Annotated in this window: 13 protein-coding genes and 1 pseudogene; all 14 read left to right on the forward strand. The window is 57.8% G+C overall.

All coding sequences use genetic code 11. The features are described from left to right. Window positions 1–1,238, forward strand: a 1,238-nt coding sequence (gene argE, locus ACIQJ2_RS30340) for an acetylornithine deacetylase (protein WP_400674206.1), incomplete at its 5' end; no start/stop codon positions are given. A gap of 34 nt (window positions 1,239–1,272) precedes the next feature. Further along, window positions 1,273–1,523 (forward strand): annotated as a pseudogene (locus tag ACIQJ2_RS30345) (metal/formaldehyde-sensitive transcriptional repressor); the annotation flags it as partial. A 155-nt stretch (window positions 1,524–1,678) separates the two neighbouring features. Then, the gene (locus ACIQJ2_RS30350) at window positions 1,679–2,599 is read left to right on the forward strand and encodes a LysR family transcriptional regulator (RefSeq protein ID WP_151577105.1); all 921 of its coding nucleotides are present in this window, start codon (window positions 1,679–1,681) and stop codon (window positions 2,597–2,599) included. Between the two features lie 231 nt (window positions 2,600–2,830). Then, entirely contained in the window at window positions 2,831–4,045 is a 1,215-nt protein-coding gene (locus ACIQJ2_RS30355; protein ID WP_006470587.1) for a glutathione-independent formaldehyde dehydrogenase, read from the forward strand. A gap of 333 nt (window positions 4,046–4,378) precedes the next feature. Next, entirely contained in the window at window positions 4,379–5,488 is a 1,110-nt protein-coding gene (locus ACIQJ2_RS30360; protein WP_006470588.1) for an S-(hydroxymethyl)glutathione dehydrogenase/class III alcohol dehydrogenase, read from the forward strand. Window positions 5,489–5,538: 50 nt separating this feature from the next. Then, window positions 5,539–5,937 carry a VOC family protein gene (locus tag ACIQJ2_RS30365; RefSeq protein ID WP_006470589.1) on the forward strand — a complete coding sequence of 133 codons (399 nt, stop codon included), beginning with the start codon at window positions 5,539–5,541 and terminating at the stop codon, window positions 5,935–5,937. A 153-nt stretch (window positions 5,938–6,090) separates the two neighbouring features. Next, entirely contained in the window at window positions 6,091–6,918 is an 828-nt protein-coding gene (fghA, locus tag ACIQJ2_RS30370; protein ID WP_006470590.1) for an S-formylglutathione hydrolase, read from the forward strand. Between the two features lie 21 nt (window positions 6,919–6,939). Continuing rightward, a complete protein-coding gene (locus ACIQJ2_RS30375) occupies window positions 6,940–8,319 on the forward strand; it encodes an NAD(P)/FAD-dependent oxidoreductase (RefSeq protein ID WP_006470591.1) in 1,380 nt (459 codons plus the stop codon). Next, entirely contained in the window at window positions 8,312–9,634 is a 1,323-nt protein-coding gene (locus tag ACIQJ2_RS30380) for a DUF3422 family protein (protein ID WP_006470592.1), read from the forward strand. Before ACIQJ2_RS30375 ends, ACIQJ2_RS30380 begins: the two co-directional genes overlap by 8 nt. Window positions 9,635–9,701: 67 nt before the next feature. Then, window positions 9,702–11,678 carry an excinuclease ABC subunit UvrB gene (gene uvrB, locus ACIQJ2_RS30385; RefSeq protein WP_151577106.1) on the forward strand — a complete coding sequence of 659 codons (1,977 nt, stop codon included), beginning with the start codon at window positions 9,702–9,704 and terminating at the stop codon, window positions 11,676–11,678. 169 nt (window positions 11,679–11,847) lie between these two features. After that, window positions 11,848–13,260, forward strand: coding sequence for a cytochrome ubiquinol oxidase subunit I (locus tag ACIQJ2_RS30390; protein WP_062654192.1), 1,413 nt, complete (start codon window positions 11,848–11,850; stop codon window positions 13,258–13,260). Between the two features lie 2 nt (window positions 13,261–13,262). Further along, the gene (cydB, locus tag ACIQJ2_RS30395) at window positions 13,263–14,267 is read left to right on the forward strand and encodes a cytochrome d ubiquinol oxidase subunit II (RefSeq protein WP_151577107.1); all 1,005 of its coding nucleotides are present in this window, start codon (window positions 13,263–13,265) and stop codon (window positions 14,265–14,267) included. Beyond that, a complete protein-coding gene (locus tag ACIQJ2_RS30400) occupies window positions 14,267–14,383 on the forward strand; it encodes a DUF2474 domain-containing protein (RefSeq protein ID WP_082572716.1) in 117 nt (38 codons plus the stop codon). The genes cydB and ACIQJ2_RS30400 overlap by 1 nt, the downstream gene beginning before the upstream one ends. A 66-nt stretch (window positions 14,384–14,449) precedes the next feature. Next, on the forward strand, window positions 14,450–15,346 hold the full coding sequence (locus tag ACIQJ2_RS30405) for a bestrophin family protein (protein WP_151577108.1): 897 nt from the start codon (window positions 14,450–14,452) through the stop codon (window positions 15,344–15,346).

Consider the following 15,346-nt stretch of genomic DNA (forward strand, 5'->3'; position numbering starts at 1 on the left):
CGTCTGTCGCCCAGGAAAGGGGCCAGGCGAAGACTGCAGTCGGCGGCATGGATGGCATGAGCACCCGCGATATCCTCGAGCGGCTGATCGGTTTTCCAACCGTCAGTCGCGATTCGAATCTCGATCTCATCGAATTCGTCGTGGAGGTTCTTCGCCGGCACGGGATAGCTTCGCACCTCATCCGCAGCGAAGATGGCCGCAAGGCAAATCTTTTCGCGACCATAGGCCCAAATGACCGTCCGGGGATCGTGCTGTCCGGCCATACCGACGTGGTGCCCGTGGACGGGCAGGAATGGTCATCCCCGCCATTCAGTATGACGGAGCGAGACGGACGGCTTTACGGGCGTGGAACTGCGGATATGAAAGGCTTCGTCGCCAGCGCGCTGGCCGCCTGTATAAAAGCATCCTCCATGGATTTGCAAACGCCTCTGCATCTGGCTTTGTCCTACGATGAGGAACTGGGTTGCCTTGGAGTCCGCAGCCTGATCGAATTCCTGGAAAGCGTGCCTCATAAGCCTCTGCTGTGCCTTGTCGGTGAACCTACCGGCATGAAGGTGGCGACCGGCCACAAGGGCAAGGTCGCGGCCCGCGCCACCTGCAAGGGGCGGGAGGGCCACTCTGCTCTGGCGCCTCTCGCCCTCAACGCGATCCATCTCGGCTGTGACTTCGTCACGGCATTGCGCCAGGAACAGGAACGTCTTTCTGCTGGAGGCGCGCGCGACGATGATTACGATGTCCCATACACGACCGTCCATGTTGGCAGGATGAATGGCGGCGTCGCGCTGAACATCGTCCCCAATTTGTGCCAAATCGACTTCGAGATCCGCAATATCGCCGGCGACGATCCCGGAATGATTCTCGACCGGCTTACATCCGAAGCCGGGCGTATCGCGGAGAAGGCCACGTGCGTCGCTTCCGAAGCCGCCATCGATATCACGGTTGTCAACGCATATCCGGGCCTGGATACACTGGCCACGTCGCCGGCAGTGGATTTCGTTCGATCGCTCATCGGCACCCAATCCACCATCAAGGTTGCATTCGGCACGGAAGGCGGCCTTTTCGACAGCGTTGCCGGCATACCCACTGTCATCTGCGGGCCAGGATTCATGGAGCAAGGTCATAAGCCGGATGAATTCGTCAGCGCAGACCAATTGATCCGTTGCGACAATATGTTAGCAAATCTACTGATGAATATGACGACGAGCTCGATGCCTTGGTCGCAACCCTACCAGGAGTGAGCAATAAAATTCACCGGAAGAAAAGAAGCGAGCGATAACTCGTCTGCACCGCATCAAGGGGCAGGCAGAGTCCAAGAACGTGCGATTGAGGCTGGCACCGATTGCGCCGCTCTCCTTCAGCAGATTGTAGCCATGCGCGGCGCCGCCAACGGACTGATTGCTGAAGTAATGGAGAGTCATCTCCGAGAGACTTTCAGTCCGGATGTCGACTCGGCTGACAAGGATAACCTCGGCGTCTATGATGAAAACGTGGAAGGTGTGATGAAAATTGCGCGCAGATATTTAGTAGCGCGGGTCGGTTTTCCGGCGCTGTTTAGTTTACTCAACGAGGCGCAGGCACTTTTTGCGGATGCGTTTGTTTTTTGTCCACAAACACTTGGCCTATGCAACCAGGGGACAGGTTTATACAACCTGGCATCTTGCCGACTCGGGAGGAATTTATGATCGTCAAAAACTTCGAGTATCTCCTCGCGCTTGCTCACGAAGGACATTTCGGCCGAGCCGCCAAAAGCTGCAACGTGTCGCAACCCACACTCTCCGCAGGAATCAAGCAATTGGAAGAGGATTTGGACGTCCAAATTGTACGGCATGGCCGTCGCTATGATGGCCTGACGCAGGAAGGCGAATCCGTGCTCGCCTGGGCGAGGAAGATGTACAATGATTGCGATGGGCTCGAGCGAGAGCTTTCGGCGCTCAAGAAGGGCCTGGAGGGCCTGTTTCGTCTCGGTGTCGTTGCTGGCACGTCGGTCGTTGCTCCGATTCTGAGCGTGGCGCTTGCAGAGAGAATACCCCTTCTCGAACAATCCATCTCGGCGTCTCAAACCGAGTCACTGTCGAACGCCCTTCTGGCTCACGAAATGGATATGGCGCTGACATATCTCGAAGACGTGTCTGAGGACGACTTCGACACCCATCTTCTCTATCGCGAAGGCGTCTTCCTGTTTCAGGTAACCAAAGAACGGCAGCCAAGAAGGGTCCCATGGGATCATGTCGTAAGCATGCCGCTGTGCATCCTGAATTCTGCACTACCTAACGCCGCGCAATCTCAGCTTTCGCGGTGCGCAGCCAAAACGATCCGAACCAACGCCGTGGAGGTTCTGGCCGCGCATGTGGCGACAGGGCGTTACGCGACCGTTCTTCCACAATCGCTTGTTACGTTTCTGGCTCACATTCCTGACGTTCGGGCAGTTGCGGTCTCGGGTGAAGGGTCACATGCCAACGTGGGCTTCGTTGCCCCGAAGGGCGGACTGAAGTCGACCGCTTCGGCCGCGCTCCTCGAAATGGTCCACACTCCCGAGCTTGCCGCTTCGATACAGGAAGCCCTAGCGCTGCATCGTCAGTTCCAGCCCGAAGAGGGCTGAAACTGAGCCAGAGAGCGCCTCGTAGAACGCTCATAGACATTTCCTATCTCCAGATAGAAACTTCGAGTTTGCCGTCGCAAGTCGAAACCGCCATGCTCCGCAAACAGTAATGGGAGGTTGGTATCGTTAGACTTGCACGCGGCGATTCTATTCGTCGTGTGCGCCTGAGCGCGCCAGTCATACACTTAATCATTACTGAAGGAAGGCTTAGAGACCCAAGGAGATAAAACGATGGCCCCAACGGGAAATAGGATTGTCACTTTCGAAAAGCCCATGGAAATGAAGGTCAATACCTTCAAATTTCCGGAACTCGTCACCCCTCAGGGAAAAAGCGCGCCCCATGGCGTGATACTGAAAATTGTCACCACAAACATTTGTGGGAGCGACCTCCATATATATCGCGGCTCGTTCGAAGTTCCCAAGGGGATGACGATGGGTCATGAAATGACCGGCGAAGTCATCGAAGTCGGTTCCGACGTCGAGTACATCAAGAAAGGCGACATTGTTTCCGTTCCTTTCAATGTGGGCTGCGGACGCTGCTATAACTGCAAGCACATGCGCTCGGATGTCTGCGAGAACACCAATCCGGAAATGGATTGCGGCGCATACGGCTTCAATCTCGGCGGTTGGGCTGGCGGACAGGGCGATTACCTGTTTGTGCCCTACGCCGACTTCAACCTGCTGGTATTCCCCGACAAGGATGCTGCTCTCGACAAGATCCGTGATCTCACGCTTCTGTCCGACGTATTGCCAACCGCCTTCCATGGCTTTGCCGGCCCTGACTGGCCTGCGGCGCCAGCCTATGTCGTCGGGGAAAACGTGCTGATCTTCGGTGCCGGCCCGGTCGGTCGAGCCGGCGCTGCCTGCGCAAGGCTTTTGGGTGCCGGCGCCATCATCGTCGCCGACTACATCCAGGAACGCCTCGACCTCCTCAAACCTCATGGGATTGAAACAATCAATCTTTCCGATGGTGTTCCGATCGAGGACCATCTTGAGCGTATCACCGGGAACAGACAAGTCGACCGCGTTATCGACTATGTGGGCGTGGATTGCCGGGGATTTGGTGCAGAATCCGACAAGATCGTCGAAAGCGCCGTCACGAATGCCTTGCTCAAATATGTTCGCTTCGGCGGAATGACCAGCACGGTCGGCGTCTACTGCGCCAATCCGATTTCGAAAGATCCAAAAGGCAAGAAGGGCATCATGGATCTGGAGTGGTCGACGTCCTGGATCAAGTCGCCGCGTATGTCTGCAGGTCAGTCGCCGACAGCGAATTACAATCATGCTCTCATGCGAGCGATCCTGAACGATCGCATGCCCTATCTCTCGCCGATGATGAATATCAAGTTCATCAAGCTGGAAGATGCTCCGCAGGCATACAAGGAGTTCGATGCCGGCTCTGCATTCAAGTATGTGATCGACCCGCATGGCTCGGTAAAACACTGAATTGCTTGAATGGCGCGTTCATGAGGTCGTCTCTCACTGTTTTTGGTGGGAGACGGCCCGTTTGTACGATTACCGCTCTGGAAGTGAGTTCGCTGGTTTGAATGAATCACCGCGATCTCCGAAGAGGCTTCCCGAGCCCCAAACCCAAAAAAATGGTCGCCCTTACGACCTCCCTTCATTTTCAAACCATGACATAGAATTTTATCTTGCATACTCCATGGGAGTATAGTAATTGATACTCCCATGGAGTATGAAGGCGTCGCCGTCAGCGGCGATCAATCCGCATTCCAGCAAGTTCTCAATGTGTCCATTCAACCAGGCAGGAACACGCAAATGAAATCACGCGCCGCAGTCGCCTTCGAGGCAGGAAAGCCACTCGAAATCGTCGAGCTCGACGTCGCCCCGCCCCAGAAGGGCGAAGTTCTGATCAAAGTTACCCACACCGGCGTTTGCCATACGGATGCCTTCACCCTGTCGGGCAACGATCCTGAAGGCATCTTCCCGGTGGTTCTCGGTCATGAGGGCGCTGGTGTCGTCGTGGAGATCGGTGAGGGCGTCACGAGCGTCAAGCCGGGCGACCACGTTATCCCGCTCTACACGGCTGAATGCGGCGAATGCGAATTCTGCCGCTCGGGCAAGACCAATCTTTGTGTCGCCGTTCGCGCCACGCAGGGCAAGGGTCTGATGCCGGACGGCACCACCCGCTTTTCCTACAAAGGCCAGCCCATCTATCACTACATGGGCTGCTCGACCTTCTCCGAATATACGGTCGTGGCGGAAGTTTCTCTCGCCAAGATCAACCCCCATGCCAATCACGAGCACGTGTGCCTGCTTGGCTGTGGCGTTACCACCGGCATCGGTGCAGTCCACAACACGGCCAAGGTCCAGCCGGGAGATTCCGTCGCGGTATTCGGCCTCGGTGGTATCGGTTTGGCTGCGATCCAGGGTGCGCGTCAGGCCAAGGCCGGGCGGATCATCGCGATCGACACCAACCCGACCAAGTTCGACCTGGCGCGTCAGTTCGGTGCAACCGAATGCATCAACCCGAAGGACTACGACAAGCCTATCCAAGAGGTTCTAATCGAGATGACGGGCTGGGGCATCGACCACACCTTCGAATGCATCGGCAACGTCCATGTCATGCGCGCCGCGCTCGAAGCAGCACATCGCGGCTGGGGCCAGTCGATCGTCATCGGCGTTGCTGGCGCCGGACAGGAGATCTCGACCCGGCCGTTCCAGCTCGTCACGGGCCGCGTCTGGAAGGGATCGGCCTTTGGCGGTGTCAAGGGACGGACGCAGCTCCCCGGCATGGTCGAAGACGCAATGCGGGGTGACATCGACCTTGCGCCTTTCGTCACTCACACGATGGGTCTCGACGAGATCAACGAGGCGTTCGAACTGATGCACGAAGGCAAGTCGATCCGCACCGTCATTCACTACTGATTCATCAACCACCCAAAGCAGTTCAACAGCAAGTATCAAGGAAACTTACAATGGCTGATCCAGTTATCTCCGGCAACGGCGTCTTTTCGCACGTCTTTCTCGGCGCCGCCGACATGCAGAAGTCGGTTGCGTTTTATGACGCCACCCTGGGCGCGCTAGGCGTCAAGAACCTCGGTCCTTTTGGCAACGGCTGGGTGCTTTACGGCCGCGACAAGCCGGCTTTCATCATCGCCCGACCCGGCAATGGTGAAGCACCCTCCAGCAATGGCGCGACGGTCGGCTTTGCTGCCGCCACGACTGCTGAAGTGGATGCATTCCATGCAGCCGGCCTTGCCGCTGGCGGCACCGATGAGGGTCAGCCCGGTCCGCGCGGCCACCTGCCGGGTGCCTATGCCGCCTATCTGCGTGATCCGGCCGGCAACAAGGTCTGCGCCTACAGCTTCGTCTGAGGGTAAGCGGCACGACCCATACCGGTGATCATTTTGTCTCGAACGTTATGGCGTGCCTGATCATACAGATTGGAGCATGGCCGTGGACGAAGTCTGCGGCCATGCTTCGCACCAGTTTGGATCTCAAGTCCACCGCCGAAGTGAGGAAAAAATATGGAACGTGTCGAACATCACGCCAGTTTCGGCGGTTCGCAAGAGGTCTATCTACACCAGTCTTCTACCCTGGGCTGCGCGATGAAGTTTGGCGTATATCTGCCGCCCCAGGCGAAGCGCGGTAAGGTGCCGGTGCTTTACTGGCTCTCCGGCCTTACCTGCACAGAGCAGAACTTCATAACCAAGGCCGGCGCGCAACGTTTCGCTGCCGAGCATGGTATCATCGTCGTCGCGCCCGACACCAGTCCGCGTGGCGAGGGCGTTGCGGACGATACCGCATACGATCTTGGCCAAGGAGCCGGATTTTATGTGAATGCGACCCAGCAACCGTGGGCCGATCACTACCGCATGTATGACTATGTGGTTGATGAACTGCCTGCGTTGGTGGAGGCTACGTTCCCCGCAAATGACCGTCGGGCGATCTCAGGTCACTCCATGGGAGGGCATGGCGCTCTGATGATCGCCTTGAGAAATCCCGGACGCTACAGGAGCACATCCGCATTTTCCCCCATCGTGGCGCCATCGCAGGTGCCATGGGGACAAAAAGCTTTCACGTCCTACCTGGGCGATGATCGCGAAACCTGGAAGCAATACGATACGGTCGAACTGATCAAAAACGCCAGGGAGCGTTTGCCCTTGCTCGTAGACCAGGGGTTAGATGACGAGTTTCTTCAGGAACAGCTTCGCCCAAACCTGCTGCAGGCTGCGTGCGATGCGGCGGGACACAAACTCGTTCTGAACCAGTGGCCCGGCTACGACCATAGCTATTACTTCATAGACAGTCTTATCAGCTACCACTTCGCGCATCATGCTGCGGCGTTGTCCTGATTAACAATCGGAGAAAAGACCATGCGACAGGCAGCAACGAGGGACGGGCACGGATACTCAACGGTTGATCGCGAAACCGGCGCCACTCAAAGCGCTGCTGCTTCGCGCCCTCGCGTCGTTGTGGTCGGAGCCGGATTTGGCGGGCTGGAAGTTGTCCACCGCCTCGCCGGAAAAGGGGCTGAGATCACGCTCGTCGATCGCCGCAATCATCACCTGTTCCAGCCTTTGCTCTATCAGGTCGCCGGAGCTTCGCTTTCGACATCCGAAATCGCCTGGCCGATCCGATCGCTTTTCCGTAAGCGACCGGATGTACGCACGCTTCTCGCTGAGGTCGAGGATGTCGACACGCAAACGCGTCAGGTGATATTGGATGATGGTTCGAGGCTCGCTTACGACATCCTCATCTTAGCGACTGGGGCGCGGCATTCCTATTTCGGACATGACGAGTGGGAACCTTTTGCGCCGGGTCTCAAATCGCTCGAGGATGCGACGACCATTCGCCGCCGTGTTCTGGCTGCATTCGAGCGAGCCGAGCGTGAACCGGATCCGGCACGGCGGGCCGCCCTGCAGACCTTCGTGATCATCGGTGGTGGCCCGACTGGCGTCGAATTGGCTGGCACGATCGCCGAACTCGCCCACTTGACACTGAAACGTGATTTCCGGTCCATCGATCCGAGCGCGACCCGCGTTGTTTTGATGGAGGCCGGACAGCGCCTGCTTCCGGTTTTTCCCGAGAAACTTTCCGAATACACGCGGAAGTCCCTCGAAAAGCTGGGTGTGGAGGTGAAGCTCGGCAAGCCGGTCACCGCCTGTAGCGCCGACGGCGTGATCGTCAACGGCGAGGACATCGCAGCAACAACGATCCTGTGGGCTGCGGGCGTCCAAGCATCGCCGGCGGCGCGCTGGTTGAATGCCGAAGCCGACCGCGCTGGACGCGTGATTGTAGGACCGGACATGACGGTTCCCGGTCACTCCGACATCTTCGTAATCGGTGACACGGCAGCTTCGACCGGAGGTGATGGAAAACCCGTTCCTGGCCTTGCGCCCGCTGCCAAGCAGCAGGGGCAGTATGTAGCGCGTCTCATCGGCCAGAGGATGAAGGGGCTGAATGACGAAAAGCCCTTTCACTATCGGCATCAAGGAAATCTGGCGACGATCGGCAGCAGGCTTGCCGTCGTCGACATGGGGCGCTTCAAATTGCGCGGTGCTCCGGCGTGGTGGATGTGGAAGCTCATCCACATCTACTTCCTGATCGGCGCGCAAAACCGGCTTAGCGTTGCCCTGAGCTGGATGTGGACGCACAGTATCGGATATCGTGGTTCACGTCTCATTACGAATGGCGATCTCGATCATCGCGATGCGTCAACAAGGAAACCTACGGAAGGAACGTCGATTGAGTGAAGAGGGCAGCGCTTCGCAGGGTGGTTCGAATGTCTATGGTATCCCCGCCTTCGGAAACAGGCAGGTCGCCATCGACGAAGTTCATGCCCGTCCATATCTCCTGATCGAACATCCGCGTGCCCTCGTGCAGCTCGCCTTCATGAACGAAGGCAATCCGGCGAAGGATAAGGTGACGCTCGCGGAAATATCGAGCCGAATGGGCGTGTCGTTGCCGGATCAGAACACGCCCCATCACGGTCTGACGTGGGATCAGGGCGACCTGCACTGCGAAAAGCACACGGAATTTTCGACCTATCTGTGGAGCGCGCCCCTCGATCCCGACACGAGCAAGCTCGCCGGTGAAGATCCGTTCAGGCATGGGTTTACACCCCCAGGACAAGTCGTTTGCGGCATTCGGCTGGACGTGGTGGCGTGGACGGAGGAAACTGCGAAGTACATTGACCGTTTCGATCCGATCAGCCGGTGTCACTCGCTTGTCGAGGACGGAATGGCCGATATCGTCACCGACTTTCGACAGGATGCCGATGGGCTGACCCGCATTCTCATCCTCGATCGCGGACTGACGCCGATACGGCTTGGTGCGCTGGCTCAGAGGCTTCTCGAAATCGAAACCTACCGGACGCTTGCCCTTCTCAGCATTCCGCTGACCCAAAAGCTTGGACCGCATCTGCGCGACATCGAGAAGCGCCTTGCCGCCATCACGGACGAAATGCGTCAGTCCGCGCGCCGTAACAGCGAGGAACTGCTTTCCAGATTGACGGACCTGTCGGCCGAACTGGAGGCCGAAACGGCGTCGAGCCTCTATCGCTTTGGTGCCAGCCGCGCCTATTATGAAATCGTCGAGGAGCGGCTCGCCGCGCTCGGCGAAACCTTCGTTCCCGGCTGCTACCGCTGGCGCAGCTTCCTTCATCGCCGGATTGCGCCGGCGATGCGGACCTGTCGGACCATCGAGGAGCGCCAAGCCAACCTGTCCGACAAGCTGGCGCGCGCCACCTCGCTCTTGCGATCCTGGATCGATGTGCAGCTCGAACGGCAGAACAGCGATTTGCTGGCCTCGATGAACAATCGGGCGAAGCTGCAATTGCGACTTCAACAGACAGTGGAAGGTCTGTCTGTCGCCGCGATCTCCTATTATGTGATCGGGCTCTTGGCCTATCTCATCAAAGGTCTTCCGGGCCTTCACGATGTTGTGGCGCCCGAACTGGTGATTTCGGGGTTCGTTCCCGTCGTACTGGTTGCGATCTGGTGGACCGTTCGGCGGATCAGGCATTCTCATAACGACCATGGACTGCCAACCCCGAAGGATCGAATATGATCCGGCGATCTGCCGGCGATAGCTGGCGCATATCAACGATAGCTTGGCTCAGGCAGGAGGAGTTCTAATGTCGACCGGCGTATTCATAATGCATTCCCAATATACTCCTGCGGGTGATCAGCCCGAAGCCATCGCTCGGCTGATCTCCGGTATAGAGGATGGAGCACACCATCAGACCCTGAAAGGTATCACGGGTTCGGGCAAAACCTTCACGATGGCGAATGTGATTCATCGCCAGAATCGCCCCACGTTGATCCTGGCGCCGAACAAGACGCTGACCGCCCAGCTTTATGACGAGATGAAGCAATTCTTCCCCGAGAACGCGGTGGAGTATTTCGTTTCGTATTACGACTATTTCCAACCGGAAGTGTACATCCCCGGCAATGATCGGTTCATACCGAAAGACTCCGCTATCAACGAACACCTTGAGCGCCTGCGGCTGTCCACGACCAAATCGCTCATCGAGCGCCGCGATACGATCGTCGTCGCCTCGGTATCGTCCATCTATGGAATGGGCGATCCCGATGACTATCGGGCGCTGCAAGTTCCGCTCTCGCCGGGCGCGAGGTTGAGCCTGAACCAGCTTCTTTCTGGCTTTGCCAGACTTCAATACGATCGGACCGAGCACAAGCTCAAACGTGGGACCTATCGCATCACTGGCGATGTGATCGAAGTTTTTCCGGCGGACTCGGAATACAAGGCCATCCGCATCAAGCTGTCGAATGGCGTGATCGACACGCTCGACTGGATCGATGCCGCCACCGGACGACAGCTTGAGAGCATCGATCATTATCTGGTCTCCCCGAAGACGGTTCTGGCGGCGTCAGCAAGCCAGGTGGAGACGGCCGCCACGGCAATCCTCGAGGAAATGGAAAAGCGGGTCGCCGAATTGACCAGCGAGAACCGTCTCGTGGAAGCGGAGCGCCTGTACGAGCGCATTACAAATGACGCCGAAATGTTGCGACAGGTCGGCTATTGCTCCGGGATGGAAAACTACGCCTGCTACCTGAACGGCCGCGATCCTTCCCTTCCTCCGATCACCTTGCTCGACTACCTCCCGAAGGACGGCCTGCTGTTTGTCGATGAGTCGCATGTGATGATTCCGCAAATCTCGGCCATGTACAGCGGCGATCAGAGCCGCAAGGACACGTTGATCGACTTTGGATTCCGTCTGCCGTCCTCGAAGAACAGCCATCCGCTGAGCTTCAAGCAATTCGAGGCCATCAAGCCTCAGACGATCTTTGTTTCCGCGACCCCTGGGACATACGAGCTGAACGTGTCGAAAGATCACGTCGTCGAGCAGATTGCGCGGCCGACGGGGCTGCTCGATCCGGAAGTCGAAGTCAGACCATCCGAAGGGGCAATAGACGATCTGCTCAATGAGATAACGGAGCGCGCGAAAAGAAACGAGCGGGTGCTCGTGACGACGCTCACGAAAGTTGCGACAGAAGAGCTGAATGCCTTCCTTGAGAGCAAGGGTATCCGGGTGCGGTACATGCATTCGGATATCAAGGTCGAAAGCCGGATCGAGATCATCAACGGTCTGCGTGCCGGAGAATTCGACGTCCTGATCGGCATCAGCCTTCTACGCGAGGGGCTGGATATTCCAGAGGCTTCCCTGATCGCCATTCTCGACGCGGACCGCGCCGGATTCCTGCGCTCGGCACAAGCTCTCATCCAGATGATCGGACGCGTCGCCCGCAACGTGAACGGCAAAGCGGTCCTCTATGCTGATATCGTGACGCCGGCGATGAGGCGGGCGATGGACGAGACCAGCAACCGCAGGGAGCGTCAGATTGCCTTCAACGAAGAGAACGGTGTTACGCCTTCCTCATCCATGCGAAAGCTCGCATCCGAGCAATCGCCCGCTGTTGAACCTTCGATTCACACGGAGGAGTTTTGCGAAAACCTGTCCGATCTTTGTGATCGTATCACCACCGCCGAGCACGGTCTGCTGGCAGCAGCCGATAGCGGTGACGAAAGCCAAGTAGAAGACATTCGCCAGCGGCTGGACAGGCTATATCGCCAGTTCATCTACCTCTGAGCGTAGTCATGGATGGCGCGGATATCCGCGCCATCAGCCGATAGGATCTCTCACCCAACATCGTGGCCGGGCCTGCCCGACATGCCACGGGATCGGTCGCGTCTATGCCGCGACCGAGGAGACGATGGTGCCTGATGATCTGGTCGGGAACAAGTAGGAAGGAAAAATCGTGTTTGAGAATCTCGATGCAGTGATCCTAGCCCGCGCGCAATTCGCGTTCACGGTTTCTTTTCATTTTATTTTCCCGGCCTTCTCCATAGGCACGGCAAGCTACCTTATGGTGCTTGAGGGATTATGGCTGAAAACGGGAAACGGCGTCTACGCCAATCTCTACCGCTATTGGCTAAAGATCTTCGCCATCGCTTTCGGTATGGGCGTGGTCTCCGGTGTGGTCATGTCCTATCAGTTTGGAACGAACTGGTCGGTTTTCTCGACCAAGGCCGGTCCCGTCATCGGCCCGTTGATGGCGTATGAGGTTCTCACCGCGTTCTTCCTGGAAGCAGGCTTCCTCGGCGTCATGCTGTTCGGGATGAACAAGGTCGGCAAAAGGCTGCATTTCTTCGCCACCTGTATGGTCGCTCTCGGAACGCTGATCTCGGCGACATGGATTATTTCGGTCAACAGCTGGATGCAGACACCAGCCGGCTATGCGATCAATGAAAAGGGGCAGTTCGTCCCGGCTGGTTCGTGGCTTCCGATCATCTTCAATCCAAGCTTTCCCTACCGCCTCGTCCACACTGTAATTGGCGCCTATCTGACAACGGCGATGGTCGTGGGAGCTGTCGGGGCATGGCACCTCTTGCGGGACCGTGCCAACCCTGGCGCGCGCAAGATGTTCTCGATGGCGATGTGGATGGCCGCGCTTCTGACGCCGATCCAGATTTTTGTCGGCGACGCCCATGGCCTCAATACTCTCGAACATCAGCCTGCCAAGGTGCTTGCAATGGAAGGGCATTACGAGCCCAGTCCCAATGGCGCATCACTGATCCTGTTCGGATTGCCGAGCAATGAGACGGCGGAGGTCCACTACAAGATCGAGGTGCCTCACCTCGGATCGTTGATTTTGAAGCATGACCCGAACGCACCACTGCCCGGACTTTCCGACTTCCCTCGCGATCAATGGCCACCGGTCCCGATTGTCTTCTGGTCGTTCCGGATCATGGTCGGCCTCGGCTTTGCGATGCTTGGGCTGGGCTTATGGAGCCTTCTCGCACGTTGGCGTGGCGCGCTCTATGACTGGAGCTGGCTGCATCGCGCTTCGATCGCCCTCGGGCCATCGGGCTTTGTCGCAGTGCTCGCCGGCTGGGTAACGACCGAGGTCGGGCGGCAACCCTTCACCGTCTATGGCCTGTTGCGAACCTCGGAATCTCATTCACCCTTGGACGCCGCGGCCGTTGCAACCTCGCTAATCGCGTTCATCGTCGTGTACTTCAGCGCATTTGGTGCCGGAACCTATTACATGCTCCGAATGATGGCAAAGCCTCCGCAGGCAGGCGAGCCGGAGCCGCCCAAAATTCCGCAACGCGCGGCTGGAATTACGCCGGCCGCAGCCGTAGCGACCTCAACCGAGCGGAAGGCATGAGTATGGCAGACATAGACCTCACCACGATCTGGGCCGGGATCATCGGCTTTGCCGTCTTCGCTTATGTCGTCATGGACGGCTTCGATCTGGGCATCGGCATCCTCTTTCCGACCTTTTCGGTCGGCGAGGAACGCGACCAGTCGATGAATTCGATTGCTCCCGTCTGGGATGGCAATGAAACATGGCTCGTGTTGGGCGGAGGCGGGCTGTTCGCCGCCTTCCCGCTCGCCTACGCCATCATTCTGCCTGCCACGTACCCGCTGATCATCGCCATGTTACTCGGGCTCGTGTTTCGTGGAGTGGCGTTCGAGTTCCGCTGGAGGGACGCGCGTCATCGGGCATTCTGGGATGTCGCCTTCAGCCTTGGTTCGGTCCTGGCCGCATTCACACAAGGAATGACGCTGGGCGCCATCTTGCAAGGCGTGCACGTCGAGAATGATGCCTATGCCGGCGGTTGGCTGGACTGGTTGAGCCCGTTCAGCCTGCTGACCGGTGCTGCAGTCGTCGTCGGGTACGCGCTTCTCGGAGCCACCTGGCTGATATGGAAAACCGAGGGAAGCACTCAACAGCGCGCTCGCCGTCTTGCACTGTCCCTCGGCGTGGCGACGCTTCTCGCCCTTGGCGCTGTGAGCGCGGCCACGCCGTTCCTCACCTATGATTACTGGCGACGTTGGTTCGCGATGCCTGGTGTCCTTCTTACGGCCCAGGTTCCGTTGCTGGTGGCAATTTGTGCGGTGACGTTTTTCTGGAGCCTGAAGCGCGGGGCTGAGCGGCTTCCCTTCATGACGGCGCTTGGCCTGTTCTTTCTCGGATTCGTCGGTCTTGGGATCAGCATATACCCCTACGTCGTCCCGCGCGCAGTGACCATTTGGGATGCCGCCGCTCCGCCGCAAAGTCAGCTCTTCATGCTGATAGGCGCGGCCGTCATCATTCCGATCATTCTTGCCTATACCGGTTGGGCCTATTGGGTGTTCCGCGGCAAGGTAGGCACTCACGGTTATCACTGATGGACGAACCCCGATCTTTCACCCGCCGGCTCGCATGGATGGTCATCATCTGGGTCACTAGCGTCGGCACGCTTGGACTGGTCGCGCAACTCATTCGCATGGTGCTTGCGCCATAAGCGTTACAGGCGAAACCCGGAGTCGATGATAGCGTCCCAACCACTTACAAGGCCATTCTAACGACCATGATCGTGCGATCGAAACCCAGACTTCAGGATATACTTCTTACGGTGAATGGCTCCATTCTGCCGCGCATCGTCGGTAAGCTAGGCCTGATTGCCGTCGTCAGTGCTATCGCCGTCCTGGCCGCTCAGGAGCATCCCGGCATCTTCGCTCGCATCTCGGCCATCCCTTTCACTTTGATAGGCATAGCGCTTTCCGTTTTCATGAGCTTCCGAAACAATACGTGTTACGCACGCTGGTGGGAGGGGCGGCAGTTATGGGGTGAACTGATCATCTCCGCACGTTCACTTGGGCGCGAGACATTGCTCTTGCCGGAAGACGATCGACGCGAACTGTTGCGTGGCGTGTGTGGCTTTGCCTGTGGACTCGCCGCTCGCCTTCGTGGCCAGTCGGAAATCACCGCCATCGAACCGTGGATAGACATTGGCAGTGAAGCGGGAGGTCCTAACGTCACCAACGCTGTGCTCGACCGGATGGGCCGCCGATTGCTGACACTAATGCAGGATGGCTCCATCACTCCGATCCATTATTCCGTCCTCGAAGACGGAATTCGCTCATTGTCCAAAGTTCAGGCCGCATGCGAGAGAATATCCATGACGCCAGTGCCCTTCGCTTATTCCCTGCTTCTTCACCGCACCGCACTTATTTTTTGTGTGATGCTGCCCTTTTCCCTCGCAGGATCGGTCGGTTGGTGGACGCTCTTGCCAGCGTTACTCATCGCCTACACCTTTTTTGGCCTTGATGCTCTTGGCCACGAGCTGGAAGATCCATTCGGCTTCGAGCCGAACTGTCTTCCGGTTTATGCGCTGAAGCGTACGATTGAGCGGGAAATGTTGTCGCTGTTGGGAGAACGCGATTTGCCGCCGCCAATGAAGCCCGAGAAATCAATCCTGCATTAG

It is taken from the genome of Rhizobium sp. NPDC092011 (genome assembly GCF_044756305.1).
GTDB lineage: Bacteria > Pseudomonadota > Alphaproteobacteria > Rhizobiales > Rhizobiaceae > Rhizobium.

Coding starts and splice junctions, on each gene's coding strand:
- ACIQJ2_RS30405 (WP_151577108.1), top strand. CDS start 14,450: ATGATCGTGCGATCGAAACCCAGACTTCAGGATATACTTCTTACGGTG.
- fghA (WP_006470590.1), top strand. CDS start 6,091: ATGGAACGTGTCGAACATCACGCCAGTTTCGGCGGTTCGCAAGAGGTC.
- cydB (WP_151577107.1), top strand. CDS start 13,263: ATGGCAGACATAGACCTCACCACGATCTGGGCCGGGATCATCGGCTTT.
- ACIQJ2_RS30350 (WP_151577105.1), top strand. CDS start 1,679: ATGATCGTCAAAAACTTCGAGTATCTCCTCGCGCTTGCTCACGAAGGA.
- ACIQJ2_RS30355 (WP_006470587.1), top strand. CDS start 2,831: ATGGCCCCAACGGGAAATAGGATTGTCACTTTCGAAAAGCCCATGGAA.
- uvrB (WP_151577106.1), top strand. CDS start 9,702: ATGTCGACCGGCGTATTCATAATGCATTCCCAATATACTCCTGCGGGT.
- ACIQJ2_RS30375 (WP_006470591.1), top strand. CDS start 6,940: ATGCGACAGGCAGCAACGAGGGACGGGCACGGATACTCAACGGTTGAT.
- ACIQJ2_RS30400 (WP_082572716.1), top strand. CDS start 14,267: ATGGACGAACCCCGATCTTTCACCCGCCGGCTCGCATGGATGGTCATC.
- ACIQJ2_RS30365 (WP_006470589.1), top strand. CDS start 5,539: ATGGCTGATCCAGTTATCTCCGGCAACGGCGTCTTTTCGCACGTCTTT.
- ACIQJ2_RS30360 (WP_006470588.1), top strand. CDS start 4,379: ATGAAATCACGCGCCGCAGTCGCCTTCGAGGCAGGAAAGCCACTCGAA.